The sequence below is a fragment of the Vibrio sp. Y10_XG_PY6 genome, from assembly GCF_024181795.1.
Classification (GTDB): Bacteria; Pseudomonadota; Gammaproteobacteria; order Enterobacterales; family Vibrionaceae; genus Vibrio; species Vibrio diabolicus.
This window is the reverse complement of the sequence record NZ_JAMZAQ010000001.1, coordinates 1,096,390-1,114,097: the sequence shown is the minus strand read 5'-3', so window position 1 is coordinate 1,114,097 and position 17,708 is coordinate 1,096,390. Positions and strand designations below refer to the sequence as shown.

Sequence of the window (17,708 nt, the reverse complement as noted above, 5' to 3'; positions counted from 1 at the left end):
CTTTTACCAGAAACAGGACGCTTTGACTAATTAATTTGCTTTCCACCTGGAAAATATCTTGATCGATTTCAAATTCTGCATATACTGCACGACTGTGTAATAAATAAAACCTACGGAGAAAGCGGGTGCGAAAACAATATTTAAAGCGCACTTTAGTTGGTGCTGTGGTGACATTAAGTCTCTCTGGCATGCTAACTGGGTGTAACAAAGCCATTTCCGAGCCGTCTGAACCTTTAATCAAACCTGTAAAATTACTGGCGGTGAAAGATCTAGAAGTTGAAGACTCGCATGCCTTTTTAGCGCGTATTGATGCGACACATCGCGCACAGCTTTCTTTTCAGGTTGGTGGTGAGGTAGATGAATTACTTGTTCGCATGGGCCAAGAGGTAAAAAAAGGTGAAGTGCTTGCAACGTTAGACCCTAAAGATCTTCAGCTTGCGTTAGACGCCTCTCAAGCACAATTCGCGTTAGCAAAAACGCAATGGGAGCGCGCGAAAAACCTTTATGGAAAAAAGCTGATTAGTACAGATGAGTACGACCAGAAAGAAACTCAATATAAAGCGGCATTGGCAAACTACGAACAAGCCAAAACAGATTTGAGTTATACCAAGATTCACGCACCTTTTGATGGCATCGTGTCATACACCTACGTTAACCCGTTTCAAGTGGTCGCAGAGAAGCAAGAAATCCTGAATCTTATCGATAACACGACCTTAGATGTGTCGTTCACACTGCCAGTCAGTTATGCGGAATCCGTATCACTTGAGTCACTGCAAAACTCCGATATGTGGGTGACGATGGATAGCGAGCCAGGAAAACGTATCCCTGGAAAATTTAAAGAAATTTCGACTCAGCCAAATATCGATACCAACAGTTATGAGGCGATCGTAACCATCACTCGACCAGAAGATCGCAATTTGCTAACAGGTATGACAGGGCAGGTGCACATAGCTAAACAACATCTATCGGACGCGATGACGTTGCCTCAATCCGCTTGGGTAAACAAAAAAGAGACGCAAGGCGAAGTGTGGGTAATGGACAGAAACACACAGCAAGTTAATAAAGTCACAGTGTCTCTTGATGCCTCTGGAGGTGTGAAAGCAGGGCTTGATAACAATGATTACGTTGTTGTTGCTGGCGTTGAGCGACTGGTCGAAGGACAAGTCGTGAAAGCTTGGGTTCGTGAGGGAGGCATTTAATGAAACGATCTCTATTTACGATCTCTGCAATTGCGCTTGCAGTTTTAACGGGTTGCAAAAATGAAAACCAAGCTGTTGTCGAGCAGCCGCTTTTTGTGTCGACTATCTCTGTGGATGCGCCGGTACAAAGCCAATATCGAGCTTTTAAAGGAATAGTTGTACCAGCAGAGCAAACGCCTATGGCATTCCGCCGCGCGGGAGAAATTCAACACGTGTTGGTGAAAGCGGGCGACGTTGTTAAGCAAGGCCAAATGATCGCAAAGCTGGATGACAGCAAAGAAAAGCAAGCCGTAAATGACGCAGAAGCGCAATATACACTGGCGATTCGTCAGCTCAAACGCGGCGAAGACCTACACGCACGTCAGATGATCTCAAAAGCCGAGCTTGATGAGCTAACGGCTAATAAAGAGTTGGCAGAGGCTAATTTCTATAACGCCACCAATCAATTGAACTACACCCGTTTATTCGCCCCGTTTGCCGGTAAAGTGTCGGACGTTTTCAAAGAGCGTTTTGAACGTGTGGCAGTTGGAGAGCCGGTGTTGAACCTATACCAAAACGATTTGGTGTACGTGCGCATTGAGCTTTCCGATAATGTTCTCGCTATGGTGGACCCAAATTCAGACAACATGAGTTACAAGCCTAGAGCAACCTTCTCCGGCATTAATGACACATTTGCTTTGGACTATTTAGAGCACACAAGTGAGCCTAACTCCGAAACTCAAACTTACGAAATGTATTTGACGATGCCACAGCCAAAACCAGAGATATTGCCGGGAACCAGCGTCAGTGTTCTGGTCGATATGGTGAAAGCGGGGATTACCTCCATCGATGGTTACAGTATTCCAGTGACGGCGCTTCAAGCGGGCAGCGAAGAGAATGAGTTCTTTGTATGGAAAAAAGAGGGTGACGTTGTCACCCGGGTGCCTGTGATGATTTCCCAAGTGAATGGCAACGGAGCCATTGTGTCGTCAGGAGTTAAGCAAGGCGACGTTCTGATTAATTCAAACCTACGTAAATTACGTGAAGGGAAACATGTGGATGTTGTGGAGAATAAACAATAATGAACATTGCTGAGTACTCAATAAAAAATAAAGTCATCAGCTGGTTGTTTATTATTATCCTTGCTGTTGGTGGTTTAACGTCGTTTTTGGAGCTTGGACGACTAGAAGACCCGGCATTTACGATTAAAGATGCCATGATCATTTCAACATACCCTGGCGCGACGTCGAAAGAGGTTGAAGAAGAGCTGACGTATCCTTTAGAAAAAGAGATTCGAAAACTCCCTTATATAGACAAAATTACCTCTACGTCTTCTGATGGTATGTCTCAAATCACGGTCAGTATGGAAATGGACTATGGTCCTGATGAACTGCCGCAAATTTGGGATGAAATGCGCCGTAAAATTAATGACTTGCGACCAACTTTGCCTCAGGGCGTACAATCTTTGCAGATCATTGATGATTTCGGTGACGTTTATGGCGTGATGCTGATGCTCACTGGCGATGACTACGATTATGTCGAGCTAAAACGCTATGCTGATTACCTGACTCGTGAAATCGAGCTGGTTGATGGCGTAGGAAAAGTGGATATCACGGGCGATCAGCAAGAAATGCTGTTTGTTGAGATCTCTCTTGACCGCCTTGCCGCGCTGAACTTAGACATGAATGTGGTTGCGAGCTTGTTGAACCAACAAAATAATGTGGTTTCAGCAGGGGAAGTGATGGTCAATGGCGAAAGCCTTGTCATTCGTCCAAGTGGTACCTTAAACACCGTAGAAGCGCTAGAAAACTTGATCATTCATGGTCGTGACACTGGGAACCTAATTCGTCTAAAAGACGTAGCAACGATTTCTCGTGGTATCCAAGAGAAGCCAAGCAACGTCGTACTCTTTAACGGTCAAAAAGCGATTAATATCGGTATCTCGTTTGCGTCAGGTGTGAACGTGGTTGAGGTTGGCGAACGTTTGGATGCGGAGCTTGCGAGCCTTGAGTCTATCAAGCCTGCTGGCATCGATATGAACTACTTTTACAACCAAGCCAATGAAGTGGATGAGTCCGTTAAAGCGTTCGTAATTAGCCTAGCAGAGGCAGTGGCGATCGTTATCATCGTTCTGCTGTTTACGATGGGCTTACGCAGTGGTGTCATCATTGGCGTCGTGCTGTTATTGACGGTGTTCGGTACCTTCATATTGATGAATTACAACAATATTGAGCTGCACCGTATTTCTCTTGGCGCGTTAATTATTGCTCTGGGCATGCTGGTTGATAACGCGATTGTGGTCGTGGAAGGCATCTTGGTTGGCCTAAAAAAAGGGCGCACTAAAGTTCAAGCGGCCGTCGATATTGTAAAGCAAACACAGTGGCCTTTGCTTGGCGCAACCATCATTGCGATTACGGCTTTTGCACCTATCGGTTTGTCGCAAGATGCAACGGGTGAGTTCATGGGCTCTCTATTCTGGGTGCTGTGTTTCTCACTATTTTTGAGCTGGATTACCGCTATTACGCTGACGCCATTCCTCGCAGATCTATTGTTGAAAGAAGAGGACAGGGGCCAAGATACCAACGAAGAAGATCCCTATAAAGGTTGGCTGTTTGTTGTATTTGGCGCATCGCTAAAATTCGCACTGCGATTCCGTTGGCTAACGGTTGCTGGCATGGTCGCGCTATTAGTGGGTGCTGTCGTGGCATTTGGTAATGTAAAACAGCAGTTCTTCCCACCATCGAACACGCCGATGTTTTACGTTGATATGTGGATGCCAGAAGGTACGGATATCCGCGAAACGATCAAAAAAGCCGAAGAAGTGGAAAGCTACATTCGTCAGCAAGACGATATTGACTTTGTTTCTGCTTCAATTGGGCAGGGTTTGCAGCGTTTTGCTCTTACGTATCAGCCAGAGAAAAGTTACGAAGCGTACGCCCAGTTCCAAGTTCGCGCCACTGATCGTGAGAGCATGTTCGGTTTGTTGCACAAGTTAGATGCTAACCTTGCGAAGACGTTTGATGCACCGACATTTCAATTTAAATTGATGGAATTTGGCCCTTCACCAGCGTCTAAGATCGAAGCGCGTATTACTGGTCCCGATCCACAAGTTTTACGTGATTTAGCGGTGCAAGTTGAAGACATCCTTCATACCGACCCTGGTGCCCGAAACATTCGTCACGATTGGCGAGAGCGTACTAAGGAGCTTGTGCCTGTTTTCAATGAGTCTAAAGCTCGTCGCTTGGGCATTTCGAAAGAAGATCTTTCAAGCACACTGCAAATGGCGTTTGGTGGTAGCACGTTGGGTTACTTACGTGATGGTACACACACGTTGCCAATTATGACGCGCCTTCCTGAAGAAGAACGCGTGGACTTTGAATCACTACAAAACGTGACCATTTGGAGCCCATCACTGCAAACGTACATTCCGGTCGACCAAGTGATTGATGGCGTTAAATTGGATTGGAGCGAGCCGCTAATTCAGCGTCGTGACCGCAAGCGCACGTTAACTGTGCTCGCTGACCACGATGTGTTGAGCGACGACACGGCGGCAAGCTTGTTTGCGCGTGTGCAGCCTAAAGTGATGGCACTGCATATTCCAGAAGGTTACGAAATCACATGGGGTGGTGAGTATGAATCATCGAAAGATGCGCAAGAAGGTCTGTTTGGTTCGTTGCCGATGGGTTACTTGTTGATGTTCATCATTACTATTTTGCTGTTTAACTCAATTAAAAAGCCGTTGGTCATTTGGTTCACCGTGCCGTTGGCGATCATTGGTGTTGCCTTTGGTTTGCTCACCACGAATATGCCGTTCAGCTTTACAGCATTCCTTGGTTTGCTGAGCCTAAGTGGGATGATTTTGAAAAACGGTATTGTGTTGCTTGATCAAATTAACCTTGAGTTGGAATCAGGGAAAGAGCCTTACCTCGCGATTGTCGATAGTGCGATCAGTCGTGTTCGTCCGGTAAGTATGGCTGCTCTGACGACCATCTTGGGGATGATTCCACTCGTCTTCGATGCCTTCTTTGGATCGATGGCAATAACGATTATGGCAGGTCTTGGTTTTGCTACAGTACTGACACTGATTGTAGTGCCAGTGATGTTTGCGATTCTGTTTAGGGTAAAACCGACCACTGCATAGGGACTCCTGGCTATTTGCCAGCTTCCTGCCTAGCCCTGAAGGTTTTCTTCAGGGCTTTTTTGATCTTACCAATGTACACCAACCCATTCATTTACTTGATTCTAATGATTTTCTTACGAATGCAATGCAAATCATGCGTATACTGATGGAACGATAGATCAAAGAGCGAGATAACATGAACAAGCGCGTATTACACGGACTCTTCTTCGTCGGTTCTTTCACCTTGGTCGGCTGTACTACGACAGACAGTATGACTACAGAAGAGGCTAAGCAAGCCGTTCCTAAAATCAACAGCGTTAGCACTGAAGTCATCTCCAACTGGATTGATAACAAGGTTTTAGCGCCTGAAGGGCTTTCACTCGAACAAGACAATCTACGTTATATATCGGGTAGCGCCGACTTAAACAGCGATGGCAATGCAGAACACATTGTATTGCTACAAGACCGTTATTTCTGTGGCAGCGGTGGTTGTGCAGCTTATATGTTTGATAACGAGGGGAACGTTATCAATCGAATATCTGTCACTCGCACGCCTATTGTACTTGCAGATAGTTACAGCAATGGCTGGCAAGATTTCATCGTTTGGAGTAATGGCTCATATCGACTCATGAGTTACAACGGTGAATCTTACCCGAGTAACCCTTCTTTGGAGCCAAAGGTGGATCGTGACTCAAACCAGCAGGCGGCAATTGCGAATGTAATGGCGACAGAGCTTTATCAGCAAGATGGCTATGACATTATGCCCGCTGATTCGAAAACTTTGTGGACGCCGGCCAATGTATACCACTTCACCTTTAAACATTACGGTGATCCGCATAGTACTTATAAAGCTACCGTGGATATGAACAGTGGGGAAGTAGACATTGTTGCCGTTCCGGCTGCGGAATAAAAAACACCTCCCTTAACCGGAATTAAAGGGAGGTGCTGAATGCCAAATTCGAGGGTGGCATTGTTAAGCGGTGTAATTCTGTTTATGCCGCGACTTCTTGTTTGGCTTCTGCTTTGCTTTTTAAGAAAGCGTAAGTAAAGCCAGTTACTGCTGTACCAGCTGCGATAGCCACTAAGTACATTAACACTGGTGAAATGGCGTTAGGGATTAACAGTACGAACAGACCGCCGTGTGGTGCCATTAATTTTGCACCGAACAGCATTGATAGGGCACCAGTAAGCGCGCCACCTGCCATACAAGATGGAATCACACGCATTGGATCTTTCGCGGCAAATGGAATAGCACCTTCAGAGATGAAACACAGGCCCAATACAAATGATGCTTTACCAGCCTCACGTTCATTTTGTTCAAATTTGTTCTTCGCAATGAAGGTCGCTAAACCCATACCTAGCGCAGGAACCATACCAGCAGCCATGATTGCTGCCATTGGCGCGTAAGTTTGCGAAGCCAATAGACCGACGCCAAATGCGTAAGCGGCTTTGTTTACTGGGCCACCTAGGTCGAAACACATCATCGCACCAAGGATAATACCTAGCAGAACTGCACTGTCAGATCCCATGTTGTTTAGGAAGTCAGTCAGGCCGTTCATGATGCCTGAAACTGGGCCACCTACGATGTAGATCATCACAAGGCCTGTGAACAGTGTTGCCACAAATGGAATGATCAGAATTGGTTTAAGCGCTTCCATCGATTGTGGGAGTTTTACTTTGTCCGCAAGGAGCTTCGCCGCGTAACCGGCAATGAAGCCAGCTGCGATACCTCCTAGGAAACCAGCACCCGTTGAACTTGCTAGCATACCGCCAACAAGACCAGGAGCCAGACCCGGACGGTCAGCAATCGAGAACGCGATGTAACCCGCAAGAACAGGAATCATCAATGCGAATGCAGAGCCACCACCAATGTTCATCAACGCTGCTGCTAGCGTGCCTTCTTCTTTAAATGCTTCAATACCAAACACGAACGATAGGGCGATGATCAAACCACCAGCGACAACCACAGGCAGCATGTGCGATACCCCTGTCATCAAGTGTTTGTAAGCGCCTTTCTTCTCGTCTGCTGCCGAAGCAGAATTTGCAGAACCTGAATGTTGGTAAATCGTGGCTTGCTCGAATGCTTTGTCCATCTCTTCGGCTGTTTTCTTCAGAGCTGGGCCTGTTTTCGTGCGGTACATCTTTTTGCCGTTGAAGCGATCAAGTGGCACTTCGATATCTGCAGCAATGATCACTAGATCAGCGTCTGCGATGTCTTGATCTGTCAGTTGGTTTTTCGCACCAACTGAACCACGAGTTTCCACCTTGATTTGATGGCCACGGCATTTGCCTTCTTCTTCTAGCGCTTCTGCTGCCATAAAGGTATGCGCAACGCCAGTAGGACAAGCGGTGATTGCGACAATTTTCTTCGCTGCTGATGTTGCTTCAGCAGTGCTAGGGGCTGCAAGTGTGGTTGCTTTTTCAAGTAAAGTGGCGTTTTCAACCGCTTGCTGGAGAAACGTAGTTGCGTCTTTTGCTACTTCGCTGATTTCCGCTTGGTAAACCTTTTTCCCTACGAAACGAGAAGTATCCACGCTAGTATTTGCCGCAATGATAATGACTTCTGCTTGTTCAACGTCAGCTTCCGTCAGCAGTGTAGGTTCAACCACACTTGATTGACATTCGATTTTTGCATTCCAGGTTAATTTTGCGGCTGCTTGTTCTAGTAACCCTGCCGCAAGGATGCTATTTGCAACACCGCTCGGACAGGCAGTAATAATGGCAATATTCATACGATAACCTTCTGTTCCTTAGTTTTGTTCTAAGTTTGTAATAGGGTAAAGCTCGCTAACTTCAGTTTGCTGCTTGATGTTCTCCAGTTCTTCCTGACTGGTTAGCCCTACGCCGACTTGACTAACTGCCAAGGCAGAAAGTGCTGTAGCGAAGCGCAATAAATCGTTTTTCGGCATCAGTTGCATGTGGCCCCAACACAAGCCAGCAACTAGCGTATCGCCTGCGCCAACGGTGCTTACCACATTCATTCGAGGGGGTTGTGCACGAAGCCATTTGCCTTGGTTTAGCCACATCACACCGTCAGCGCCCATCGACACAACAATGTTCTCGATGCCTTTGTCACTCAGTGTTTGCGCGGCGGCTTGGCATTGTTCTGGTGTTTCTAGGTGTTCGCCAACAAAATCACCAAGTTCTTCATCGTTAGGCTTAATCAACCATGGGTGAGCCTCAATACCTGATTTCAATGCGGCTTTACTGCTGTCGAACAACACCTTTTTGCCTTGTTGATGCAGTGCTTTTATCCACGCAGCACATTGTTCGGCGGTTACGCCTCCAGGTAAGCTACCCGCAAGCACAAAGTAATCGTGAGTCTCTGCGAGACGGAATAGCGTCTCCTCAAAGCGAGCAATTTCGTCAGCCGTTACTTGAACACCAGGGAAGTTAATGTCACTAACGTTGCCACTAGCCTCAACGAGCTTGACGTTGATACGAGTGGCACCTTGTACTTCTACAAACTCATTCTTAACGCCGATGTCATTGAAAAGCTGATGGAATAGCTCAGGGTTATCTTTACCAAGAAAGCCGGTAACCGTGACATCTGCGCCTAAATCGCTCAACACTTTTGCTACGTTGACACCTTTACCTGCAGCATGGAGATTGCTTTGCTGCACTAGGCTCACGGAACCAACGTTTAGCTCATTTACTGAACCTGTTAAATCTAATGCCGGGTTGAGCGTAATAGTGACAACTTTACTTGTTTTGTTCGTCATATCGGCTCCTTAACCTTCACCAAGGCCAGAAGCGATAGCATTCCCGATAGACTCCAAGGCTTGCGGTGCATCAGGGCCTTCCGCAGTAAATTGAAGTTGGTGACCGTGCTTAACGCCAAGCGCAATGACTTTCATTAGGCTCTTCGCGTTTACTGTTTTGCCATCACCGTCTAGGTTGGCAACGCGAATAGTGGATTCAAATTTTTTCGCTTCCGCCACTAACATTGCACCCGGACGAGCATGTAAACCATGAGAGTTTTTGATTTTAAATACAGCGGTATTGCCTTCTTCTGAGGATGCGGCTGTGACTTCTTCACCTTTAAACAAAGCAAGAATCTGTTCTACTGATGCATCTAAAAGCTTGCCGTGCTCATTGTTAAACACGATATTAGAAAGCGTTTTTAGGATAGGCTGGTGAGCATTGTTACATGCCGCAAACGCGACAAGTGCACGCACTTTTTGACCTTCATATTCGCAGTCGTTTGCCGTCGAGACAAATGACACGCCTGTGCGAGTGACATGTTTGTCACTGCCAATTAACCAAAGGCCATTACCTAAGTGAGTTGGTGTTTTGGTAACGAGATCTGCGACGAACTCGTTATCAGCACAGCCCGTGTTTTTCAAAAGACCACCAGCAACAGCACTCATTTGTAGCATATCGCTCGCAGGGAACATAAGTTGAATTAAAGAAGCGTCAAAGTCTGCTTCAAGCTGAACATCACCGTGGAGCAGGGCAATAATCTCGTCTTCATTTTTTGCATTACGTAGGCGTTCTTCTACGCCGTCAGCGCCTAGCACTTTCGTTAGCTGTTTAAGAATGCCAAGGTGCTCATCAGATTTAGCTGCAATGCCGATAGCGACGAATACCGTGTTACCATCACCCCAGTCGACACCTTGTGGAAAGTGGTGCACAGCAACACCCGTTGTTTTCACCATTGAGCGAGTGTCAGTCGTGCCGTGCGGGATGGCAATACCGTTCCCCAAAAACGTAGAGTTTTGGTTTTCACGGTTTAGCATGCCTTCCACATAACCTTGTTCAACAAGGCCTTTGTCTGTCAGGCTTTGCGCAATATTCTTGATTGCTGCAAACTTATCTGTCGCTGATTGCGAGAGGGTAATGTCGTTCTTATTTAGCTTAAGCATGGTGCTTCTCCAGCCTTAAGGTATCAATTTAAAAATTTAAAAATGTATTCTGTGTGAGAAGTTGAACGCTGCTTCTGCTGAGCGCTTATCACTCCTCAAACCATTCTATTTTTCAAGCTAAATCGATTCAGCTTATTGGTGAATTTTTTAAAAGACTCAGAAAAACTATTTTAAAAACTGACGTTAACAAACGAGTCTTTGCCGCTGTCCTATAGCCTAGCCTACAAATTGGTTTGTTGTGTATTCAGGTGATTTACGTCAATTTTTAAGTTTTGCTGAATCCTTTCAGCTTTTATACTGAATCGGTTCAGCTTATAATTCAACTTATCGAAAGATCGTTGATGTATTAATATGATCGCGCGCACAGAATAAGGTTTAGAATATGACACTGGATGAAATAGCCAAATTAGCGGGTGTTTCTAAGACAACTGCAAGCTATGTGATTAACGGAAAAGCGCAGAAATACCGCATCAGCGAGAAGACTCAGAAGAAAGTGATGGCCGTTGTAGAGGAATACAATTATAAGCCAGATCATGCGGCGTCTTCTTTGCGAGCAGGTAATTCACGCTCATTTGGGCTTATCATCCCAGACTTAGAGAACACCAGTTATGCGCGTCTTGCAAAACTGATTGAACAAAACTCGCGTAAAGCGGGGTACCAAATTTTAATTGGCTGCTCTGATGATGATCCTGATACAGAGCAAAAGGTGGCGGAAGCGTTAGTCAGTCGTCGCATTGATGCGTTATTTGTGGCAAGTGGTATGCCCACTGCAAACGAGTATTATCTTAAGTTGCAAAATTCTGGTACGCCAGTTATCGCGCTAGACCGCCCAATGGATGATGAGCACTTTTGTTGTGTCATCAGCGAAGATTTTGACGCCGCACTTGAACTCACTCAGTCAGTGCTGTCCGAGGATATAAAGTCCATAGGCTTGATTGGAGCGTTGCAAGACCTTCAAGTTTCAAAAGAGCGTGAGCTCGGTTTTATATCCGCTTCTCAACAAGGTGGCAAAACGGCAACAGTGGGTTATGGACAACACTTCTCCCGAGAAGAAGGCAAGAAAGTCTTAGAGAGATGGCTAGCAGAGAACGAGCTGCCAGATGCCATTGTCACAACGTCATACACACTGTTAGAAGGTGTGTTGGATGTGATGCTCGAAAAGCCAGAACTCATGAGCAAAGTTCGCCTAGCGACGTTTGGTGATAATCGACTGCTGGACTTCTTGCCAGTGAAAATCAACTCTTTACCTCAACAATTTGAGTTGATCGCGGACAGCGCAATGGAGTTAGCGCTCAACGCTTCCGCCAAACGTTATAAACCGGGCGTTGAGTTGATTCCACGTAAAATCGTTAAACGTCACTAAATAGGTTGCTCAAAGCTTTACTTCAGCCGTCAGCGCCACAAATGCGTGGTCGCTGGCGTTTTTATCGCTGTCATAAATCGGGTTGATCAGATGTTGGTTAGACACCTGATAGTCAACAACCTCGGCAACCGATATATCTGATAAGGTGTCAAACTCTTGAGAGAGCAAGATATAGTCGAGCACATTCCCAGTGGAAAAATGATAATGCGTAGCGGGGCGTTCATCCTTCAGAGCGTCACTTTGTAATGACCATCCATCTTTGAGTTGCAATTCAGTGACGCTGTCACTAGTATTAGATACCAATGCGCTATTAACACTGGTTGGAGTGATAGGTTGATTCATATCACCCATTAACACCGTTGGCATTGGCTCCTTTCTATACCTTTTTTGCATCGCGTCTCTTAACATCGCAGCTTCCCAACCTCTTTGCTGGGTGGATAACCAGCGCCCAATAATCGTGCTAGACGTTTCTGGTTGTTCTGAGTCGGCTGGGCGTTGAGATTTTAAGTGCGTTACGTAAACGGCGATATGGCCGAGTACAGGATGTATCACTTGCGCATAGATAGGTTTGCGACTGAACTCTGGAGCAATATTCACTCCAAAAGGCTCAAGCGTTGCTAAGTCAAACTCTACCGCTTGTACTTTTTCTATTGGAAACCGAGATGCGATTGCCACAACAGGGCTTGAGTAAATGTACTCATCCTCAACATGTGGGGTGTCAACGGTCACAAAGTAGGGGTAGCCGAAGGTTGAAAAGAATGCGCGAGTTTGCTCAATACTGAACACCTCTTGTAAGCCAATCACGTCAGCTTCGAGTTTTTCAATTTGGCGTTGCGTCCAAGCAAGTTTGTCTTGCCATTGCTCTAACGAGTAGATGTTTTCGAAATCATAGTAGGCATCAGGAGGTGCGACAAAATTAAACAAGTTAGCCGTGACAAAGGTAATTCTGCTTGGTTGAGACAAAGTATTCGCTCTTTTCAACAATAACTTGAAGAGTATATACCTTCAGACTGCGTAATTGCAGCTTCGTTTGAACCAAGCCTCGACATACAAGCTAACGAGCAGCAAGTTAAATGGGTTAAGAGGTACTCAAATGCCAAGGCTAATCGGTGATTGAGCATCGGCAGAGGTTTCTATTTTTAAGCATTGCGTTTAAACTTCAGGGCATCAAATAGTAAGAGTAAGTAACATGACCCAAGATTACGACCACGAAGAGTATTTAGAAGGCGAAGAGATTGAGATCGAAGCGATTGGCATCGACGTTGATGCGCATCCGATCGAACTGTACAAGCTTTTTAAAATCGCGAACTTGGTCAGCGGTGGCGGCGAAGCAAAGCATATCATCGAAGAAGGTTACGTCGCGGTGAATGGTGAGCTAGAAACACGTAAGCGCCGCAAGATGTATGATGGTGACTTTTTTGAGTTTAACCAGGAATATTATGTTGTGGTTTGCGATGCGCCAGTAACTGAACCTGAAACGGCAGAGCAAAAAGCGGAAAAGAAAGCGAAGAAAGAAGCGCAATCTGCACGTAAAGAGAAATCTCGCCAAAGCAAGCCAGCTAAAGGCTCTGGACCTAAGTCAACAGGCCGAAAAGCAGCGCATAAAGAGCGCAAAGCACAACAAAACTCGCTGTCGCAATCGGCGAAGAAAGGTAAGAAAGCTGAAAAGCCGCAAGCGACTCGTGATCCGAAGAGCGGACGTAACTCTATTGACTTTTTCTAAGCAAATTAATACCTAGCTAGGCATGTCATCGCCAAGCAAAACCCAAAAGCGCCGAGTATATATCGGCGCTTTTTTGGTTTTACTGTATCGTAAGGGGGTAGTGTCAATGCACTGTCGTCTCAATGTTTAGGCTATCGGTCCAGTGATGAATGGCGCAAGGCTTACCTAAGTAAAAGCCTTGGTAATAATCCAAATCAAGTTGATACATCGCTTGCAGCTGCACGTCTTCTTCTACCCCTTCTATGATCACTTTTGCTCCCATATGAGCCGCGAGCTCAACGGCGCTATGTATGGAAAAGGTTTCTCCGGCGCAGTAATCAAGTAGATAGGAGCGATCGATTTTTATGATGTCAGGGCAGAGCTGCTGAACACGTGCGATATCAGAATGTTGAGCGCCAAAATCATCGATAGCAAAGATAAAGCCATTCGCTCTCATTAACTGCACGGCTTTGATCAGTAAATCAGTATCACCGCATGACTCTTCGACTACTTCAAACACCACGTCTGATGGGCTCATACCAAGTTCGGAAAGGCGCTTGTAAAGCAGGCCGTTGTCTTTAAAGCCCATGTCTTTGGTTAGGGTGAGTAGGGTTTGAGGCATGACATTGAGAAACAGTTTGATAGGCGTTCCTGCGAAACAGCGTGCAAAATTTCGAATGTGCATTGCTCTGGATAAAAACTCAACACACAATCGAAAGTAGGGATCGAGGCCATTGTTGGCCAGAAATACATCAGGACGAATTAACGAACCATCAATGCCACGAATTCGCAGTAGAGCTTCCATTCCAATAATACGCTGGTGCTTATCAAAAATCGGCTGATAAACACTGTGAAAAGTGAATTGATTGAGAACTACGTAATATTCACCAAGATTATCTTGCTTAATGTATCGCTCGTAGTCCGATTGATTCTTTAACTCCATGAAAAACGCCGAAAATTTAGCATCTTTTCAATGTAACAGGATGCAATTCTGATTTGAAGATTCAAATGTGTCTAATTACATATACGGTTGAGTTAATTTGAAATGGATTCCGATTTTGCTTCAATGTAGCGAAAAGTAAGTGACAACCCGAAACAAATCAAAAAGTAAGCAAGGCCGACAATGAGCCAAATTTCAAAGATATACCCTGATGAATTTGCCATTTCGGTACCAACAAACGTCATTTCTTGTATCGAGATCAGTGAAACGATAGAGGTGTCTTTCACTAGAGAGATGGTTTGACCTGCAAGTGCTGGGGTGATGACTTTGAGCACTTGCGGCGCGATAACGAATCGGTATTTCACCCACCGAGACAAGCCCAATGAATCTGCCGCTTCCCACTGTCCTTGGTCGATACTTTGTAAACCTGCACGCACCACTTCTGCAACGTAGGCAGAAGAGAGTAGGCCGACGCATAACACGCCAGAGGCAAGATTTTCCCACAGGTTATAAGGCCCAAAAAGAAAGCTCTGTAGCGCATTTGGTTCGCCGTTATAGTTTCGTAGAAGATCTTCCAAACCGAGTAACGGGATCAACTGGTTAGAAATGAAAAAGTAGAAAATAAAAACAAAAACCAACGGTGGGATGTTTCTTACCAACTGGATAAATGTGTTTGCAGGTGTGCGCAACCAAACGGAGCGAGAGATGCGTGCTAAGCCTAACAAAGTGCCAAGCACTAACGCGAAGCTGATGCCCCAAATACTGAGCCTTAACGTCGAAATCAAACCTTGGAAGAAGTAGGGCAAACCACCATCTGCTCTAGGCGTGAAAAGTAATTCAAGCGCCTCTTTCCACTGCCACAAATAATGCACACCAACAGCGGACCGATGGTACAGCCAAACGCCACCAATACCCCAGATAATAAGCAGTAACCAATCTAGCGTGTTTAACCGCGATAGAAAGGAACCTGTGTTGGAATTAGTGGATACTGTGCGAGTGGTGGTTTGTTCGCCCAAAAATTTGACTCCGATAGATGATGAAAAAGTAAAATGGATGATTGGAAAGTATAGGTTCGCGAAGACCACGAGCCATTTAGATTACTGGCCTTGCGCGACTTGATCTTGCCAATCTAATGTCGAGAACCAGTATTCATAACGCTGTTTTAACCATCCATCTTGGGTTCTTGCTTCAATCCATTTATTGAAAAAGGCTTTTTTATCTTCTTCCCCCAAGCGAACAGCAAAGGCTTCGTTACCTTTTGATAGTCGCTCAGAGAATGGAAGGAATAGCTTGTCGCTGTGTTTCACTGTCTCATGTTCTGGTTTTGGGCTAGAAGCAATAACCGCATGGGCGTTACCATTCAGCACCTCTTGGAACGCTTGCACATCGTCATCAAATTGCAGAATCTTCGCTTTCGGGAAGGTTTCTCTGGCGACTTGAACGGTGAATGCGCCGCGCCGAGCCGCAATTTTTACGCGTCGTGAGTCAAAATCGGAGAATTCGCTAAAACCAGAAGCCAGCTCTTTATTTGCTGCTACTTGAACACCGGAGTGTGAATAGGGTTCAGTAAACAGCACGCTTTTGGAACGCTCGGGCGTGACCGACATGCCACCGATGATCACGTCGAACTTTTTCGCCAGTAGTGCGGGAATAATGCCATCCCACGCGGTCGGTACAAATTCCACTTTCAAACCTGAATCTTCTGCTAAGCGTTTGGCAACATCGATTTCAAAACCGATTAACTCACCTTGCTTGTTGCGCATTGCCCAAGGGACAAATGTTGACATACCAACGCGCAAAGTGCCTCGTTCTTTGATTTGATCTACATTGGGTGTGGCAACATCTTCTTTCGCGATTGTAGGCATAGCGATGGCTAGCCCTAATAATGCAATAATGGTCGCTTTGAATAACTTCATGTTATCTCCCTATAATTTGCGCCAACTGGCTCCGAGTTTGTGTTCTAGCCATGCAGACAAGCCAGAAAGTGATAGAGTGAGAGCAAGATAAATTGCTGCCACGGTAAACCAAATTTCAAACGGCATCGCCGTCTCAGAGACGATGTTGCGTGCCTGTGTTGTTAAATCAAAAATCGCCATCACGCTTACAATGGAAGAGTTTTTGATCAAAGAAACCACTTCATTGGTCAATGGCGGTAATGTGCGCTGTAAAACCTGAGGCAAAATCACGTCTTTGTAAGTGTAAAACGGTGATAACCCGAGTGTTTGTGCTGCTTCGAATTGCCCTTTAGGAATACTGTTTAAACCTGCGCGGAATATTTCTGCAGTGTAAGCACCTTGGAAAAGGGACAAAGCCAAAACGGCGGTGCTGAATCGGTCCAAACCAATCACGGGGCCAAACACGAAGTAGAGCAAATAGATTTGCACCAACAACGGCGTGTTACGTATTACCTCGACATAAGTGGTGCCAATAACATTGCCGACTTTCGAATCGCTAAGCCTTAGTAACGCGGTGACCAACCCCAACACTAAGGTGAAGAATAGACTAATGGCCGAGATGTTAAGCGTGACCAACAGCCCATCAATAAGTTCTGCCGGCCACCATTCGCCATCTTCATAAAAAGCGATGTAATCAGGTACGCGCTCCCATTGCCATTGATACCCCATAGCGTTGGCACCAGAGTCTAACACCCACACAATCGCGATGAAGAGGAGCGTCATTTGTAGTAAAGCTTGAAGCACAGGTTTGATTACGCGAACTATCATCAGTAACTTAAAATTTGGTTCAAAAATGCTTGGGTTCGTGGATGCTGTGGTGTCTCAAATAAGGCGATCGGTGAGTTCATTTCCACGATTTGGCCTTCATCCATAAATACCACGCGGTTCGCTACTTTTTTGGCAAATCCCATTTCGTGCGTGACGCAAATCATCGTCATTCCGCTTTGTGCTAGCTCAACCATGACATCCAACACTTCATTGATCATTTCCGGATCAAGTGCCGAAGTTGGTTCGTCAAACAGGAGCAAGTCCGGTTCCATACATAAGGAGCGGGCAATCGCGACGCGTTGCTGCTGACCGCCAGAAAGCTGGATAGGGTATTTACTCGCTTGCTCTTCAATGTTGACTCGCTTTAGGTAATGTCGTGCGCGTTTTTCAGCTTCTTGTTTTGACAATTTGAGTGTGCGAATAGGCGCTAAGGTGAGGTTTTCCAGTACAGTCAAATGAGGAAAAAGGTGGAAGTGCTGGAACACCATTCCGATTTTACCGGGCTTGAGAGATTTTGCGTGAGAAGGCTGGTCGAATACATGAAGTTGGCCTTCTTGAATCGATTCAAGATGGTTGATGCAACGAATGAGCGTTGATTTTCCTGAACCAGAAGGGCCACACACCACGACGATCTCGCCAGAATGCACGGAGAAGTTGATATCTTTTAGAGCGTGGTAATCGCCATACCACTTGTTTACGTTGCTAAATTCAACAACAGGAGTGTTCTCTTTCAAAGGGGCACGCTATAAAGGAAAAATATCCTTCTACAATAGCAAGTTGTACGCATTATTTCATTAAGAACAAGCTTATATTCAGG

Annotated in this window: 15 protein-coding genes; 6 read left to right on the top strand and 9 right to left on the bottom strand. The window is 45.7% G+C overall.

All coding sequences use genetic code 11. The annotated features are described in order from the left end of the window. Positions 1-125: 125 nt before the first annotated feature. The 4 genes from NL644_RS04880 (at position 126) to NL644_RS04865 (ending at position 6,208) form a co-directional block, all read left to right on the top strand. Positions 126-1,199 carry an efflux RND transporter periplasmic adaptor subunit gene (locus NL644_RS04880; RefSeq protein WP_006742272.1) on the top strand — a complete coding sequence of 358 codons (1,074 nt, stop codon included), beginning with the start codon at positions 126-128 and terminating at the stop codon, positions 1,197-1,199. After that, positions 1,199-2,260 carry an efflux RND transporter periplasmic adaptor subunit gene (locus tag NL644_RS04875; RefSeq protein WP_109169935.1) on the top strand — a complete coding sequence of 354 codons (1,062 nt, stop codon included), beginning with the start codon at positions 1,199-1,201 and terminating at the stop codon, positions 2,258-2,260. Before NL644_RS04880 ends, NL644_RS04875 begins: the two co-directional genes overlap by 1 nt. Continuing rightward, positions 2,260-5,319, top strand: a complete 3,060-nt coding sequence (locus NL644_RS04870; RefSeq protein ID WP_253658085.1) for an efflux RND transporter permease subunit — start codon at positions 2,260-2,262, stop codon at positions 5,317-5,319. The genes NL644_RS04875 and NL644_RS04870 overlap by 1 nt, the downstream gene beginning before the upstream one ends. 175 nt (positions 5,320-5,494) lie before the next feature. Further along, on the top strand, positions 5,495-6,208 hold the full coding sequence (locus NL644_RS04865) for a hypothetical protein (protein ID WP_253658084.1): 714 nt from the start codon (positions 5,495-5,497) through the stop codon (positions 6,206-6,208). Between the two features lie 82 nt (positions 6,209-6,290). On the opposite strand, the gene fruA is transcribed toward NL644_RS04865, so the two are convergent. From fruA to fruB, 3 genes are read right to left on the bottom strand one after another with little or no spacing between them, the layout of a single operon-like run. Beyond that, positions 6,291-8,030 carry a PTS fructose transporter subunit IIBC gene (gene fruA / locus NL644_RS04860; protein ID WP_161445015.1) on the bottom strand — a complete coding sequence of 580 codons (1,740 nt, stop codon included), beginning with the start codon at positions 8,028-8,030 and terminating at the stop codon, positions 6,291-6,293. Between the two features lie 18 nt (positions 8,031-8,048). Then, on the bottom strand, positions 8,049-9,020 hold the full coding sequence (gene pfkB, locus NL644_RS04855; RefSeq protein ID WP_104972548.1) for a 1-phosphofructokinase: 972 nt from the start codon (positions 9,018-9,020) through the stop codon (positions 8,049-8,051). Positions 9,021-9,029: 9 nt separating this feature from the next. Next, on the bottom strand, positions 9,030-10,163 hold the full coding sequence (fruB, locus tag NL644_RS04850) for a fused PTS fructose transporter subunit IIA/HPr protein (protein ID WP_005397987.1): 1,134 nt from the start codon (positions 10,161-10,163) through the stop codon (positions 9,030-9,032). Positions 10,164-10,545: 382 nt separating this feature from the next. Between fruB and cra the strand changes: the two genes are divergently transcribed. After that, entirely contained in the window at positions 10,546-11,526 is a 981-nt protein-coding gene (gene cra / locus NL644_RS04845; RefSeq protein WP_104973654.1) for a catabolite repressor/activator, read from the top strand. A gap of 9 nt (positions 11,527-11,535) precedes the next feature. Here the strand turns inward: cra and NL644_RS04840 are convergent, their stop codons facing one another. Then, positions 11,536-12,489, bottom strand: a complete 954-nt coding sequence (locus tag NL644_RS04840; protein ID WP_253658083.1) for an endonuclease/exonuclease/phosphatase family protein — start codon at positions 12,487-12,489, stop codon at positions 11,536-11,538. A gap of 226 nt (positions 12,490-12,715) precedes the next feature. Here NL644_RS04840 and NL644_RS04835 point away from each other — a divergent pair, with 226 nt between their 5' ends. Further along, positions 12,716-13,249 (top strand): RNA-binding S4 domain-containing protein, encoded by a 534-nt coding sequence (locus NL644_RS04835; RefSeq protein WP_005397993.1) that lies wholly within the window; start codon positions 12,716-12,718, stop codon positions 13,247-13,249. 103 nt (positions 13,250-13,352) lie between these two features. Here NL644_RS04835 and NL644_RS04830 read toward each other — a convergent pair whose 3' ends face one another. The 5 genes from NL644_RS04830 to NL644_RS04810 all read right to left on the bottom strand — a co-directional run bounded on the left by NL644_RS04830 (position 13,353) and on the right by NL644_RS04810 (position 17,625). Next, entirely contained in the window at positions 13,353-14,171 is an 819-nt protein-coding gene (locus NL644_RS04830; protein ID WP_046876068.1) for an EAL domain-containing protein, read from the bottom strand. Positions 14,172-14,263: 92 nt separating this feature from the next. Next, complete coding sequence (locus NL644_RS04825) at positions 14,264-15,184, bottom strand: amino acid ABC transporter permease (protein ID WP_253658082.1); 921 nt, start codon at positions 15,182-15,184, stop codon at positions 14,264-14,266. A gap of 81 nt (positions 15,185-15,265) precedes the next feature. Further along, on the bottom strand, positions 15,266-16,084 hold the full coding sequence (locus NL644_RS04820) for a transporter substrate-binding domain-containing protein (RefSeq protein ID WP_253658081.1): 819 nt from the start codon (positions 16,082-16,084) through the stop codon (positions 15,266-15,268). A gap of 9 nt (positions 16,085-16,093) precedes the next feature. Continuing rightward, a complete protein-coding gene (locus NL644_RS04815) occupies positions 16,094-16,891 on the bottom strand; it encodes an amino acid ABC transporter permease (protein ID WP_203347447.1) in 798 nt (265 codons plus the stop codon). Continuing rightward, a complete protein-coding gene (locus tag NL644_RS04810; RefSeq protein WP_020835258.1) occupies positions 16,891-17,625 on the bottom strand; it encodes an amino acid ABC transporter ATP-binding protein in 735 nt (244 codons plus the stop codon). The genes NL644_RS04815 and NL644_RS04810 overlap by 1 nt, the downstream gene beginning before the upstream one ends. Positions 17,626-17,708: the final 83 nt, after the last annotated feature.

What these genes read in the sequence shown, in the direction of transcription:
- NL644_RS04865 (WP_253658084.1), top strand. Translation starts at nt 5,495, where the DNA reads ATGAACAAGCGCGTATTACACGGACTCTTCTTCGTCGGTTCTTTCACC.
- NL644_RS04820 (WP_253658081.1), bottom strand. Translation starts at nt 16,084, where the DNA reads ATGAAGTTATTCAAAGCGACCATTATTGCATTATTAGGGCTAGCCATC.
- NL644_RS04870 (WP_253658085.1), top strand. Translation starts at nt 2,260, where the DNA reads ATGAACATTGCTGAGTACTCAATAAAAAATAAAGTCATCAGCTGGTTG.
- NL644_RS04835 (WP_005397993.1), top strand. Translation starts at nt 12,716, where the DNA reads ATGACCCAAGATTACGACCACGAAGAGTATTTAGAAGGCGAAGAGATT.
- fruA (WP_161445015.1), bottom strand. Translation starts at nt 8,030, where the DNA reads ATGAATATTGCCATTATTACTGCCTGTCCGAGCGGTGTTGCAAATAGC.
- pfkB (WP_104972548.1), bottom strand. Translation starts at nt 9,020, where the DNA reads ATGACGAACAAAACAAGTAAAGTTGTCACTATTACGCTCAACCCGGCA.
- NL644_RS04830 (WP_046876068.1), bottom strand. Translation starts at nt 14,171, where the DNA reads ATGGAGTTAAAGAATCAATCGGACTACGAGCGATACATTAAGCAAGAT.
- fruB (WP_005397987.1), bottom strand. Translation starts at nt 10,163, where the DNA reads ATGCTTAAGCTAAATAAGAACGACATTACCCTCTCGCAATCAGCGACA.
- cra (WP_104973654.1), top strand. Translation starts at nt 10,546, where the DNA reads ATGACACTGGATGAAATAGCCAAATTAGCGGGTGTTTCTAAGACAACT.
- NL644_RS04815 (WP_203347447.1), bottom strand. Translation starts at nt 16,891, where the DNA reads ATGATAGTTCGCGTAATCAAACCTGTGCTTCAAGCTTTACTACAAATG.
- NL644_RS04875 (WP_109169935.1), top strand. Translation starts at nt 1,199, where the DNA reads ATGAAACGATCTCTATTTACGATCTCTGCAATTGCGCTTGCAGTTTTA.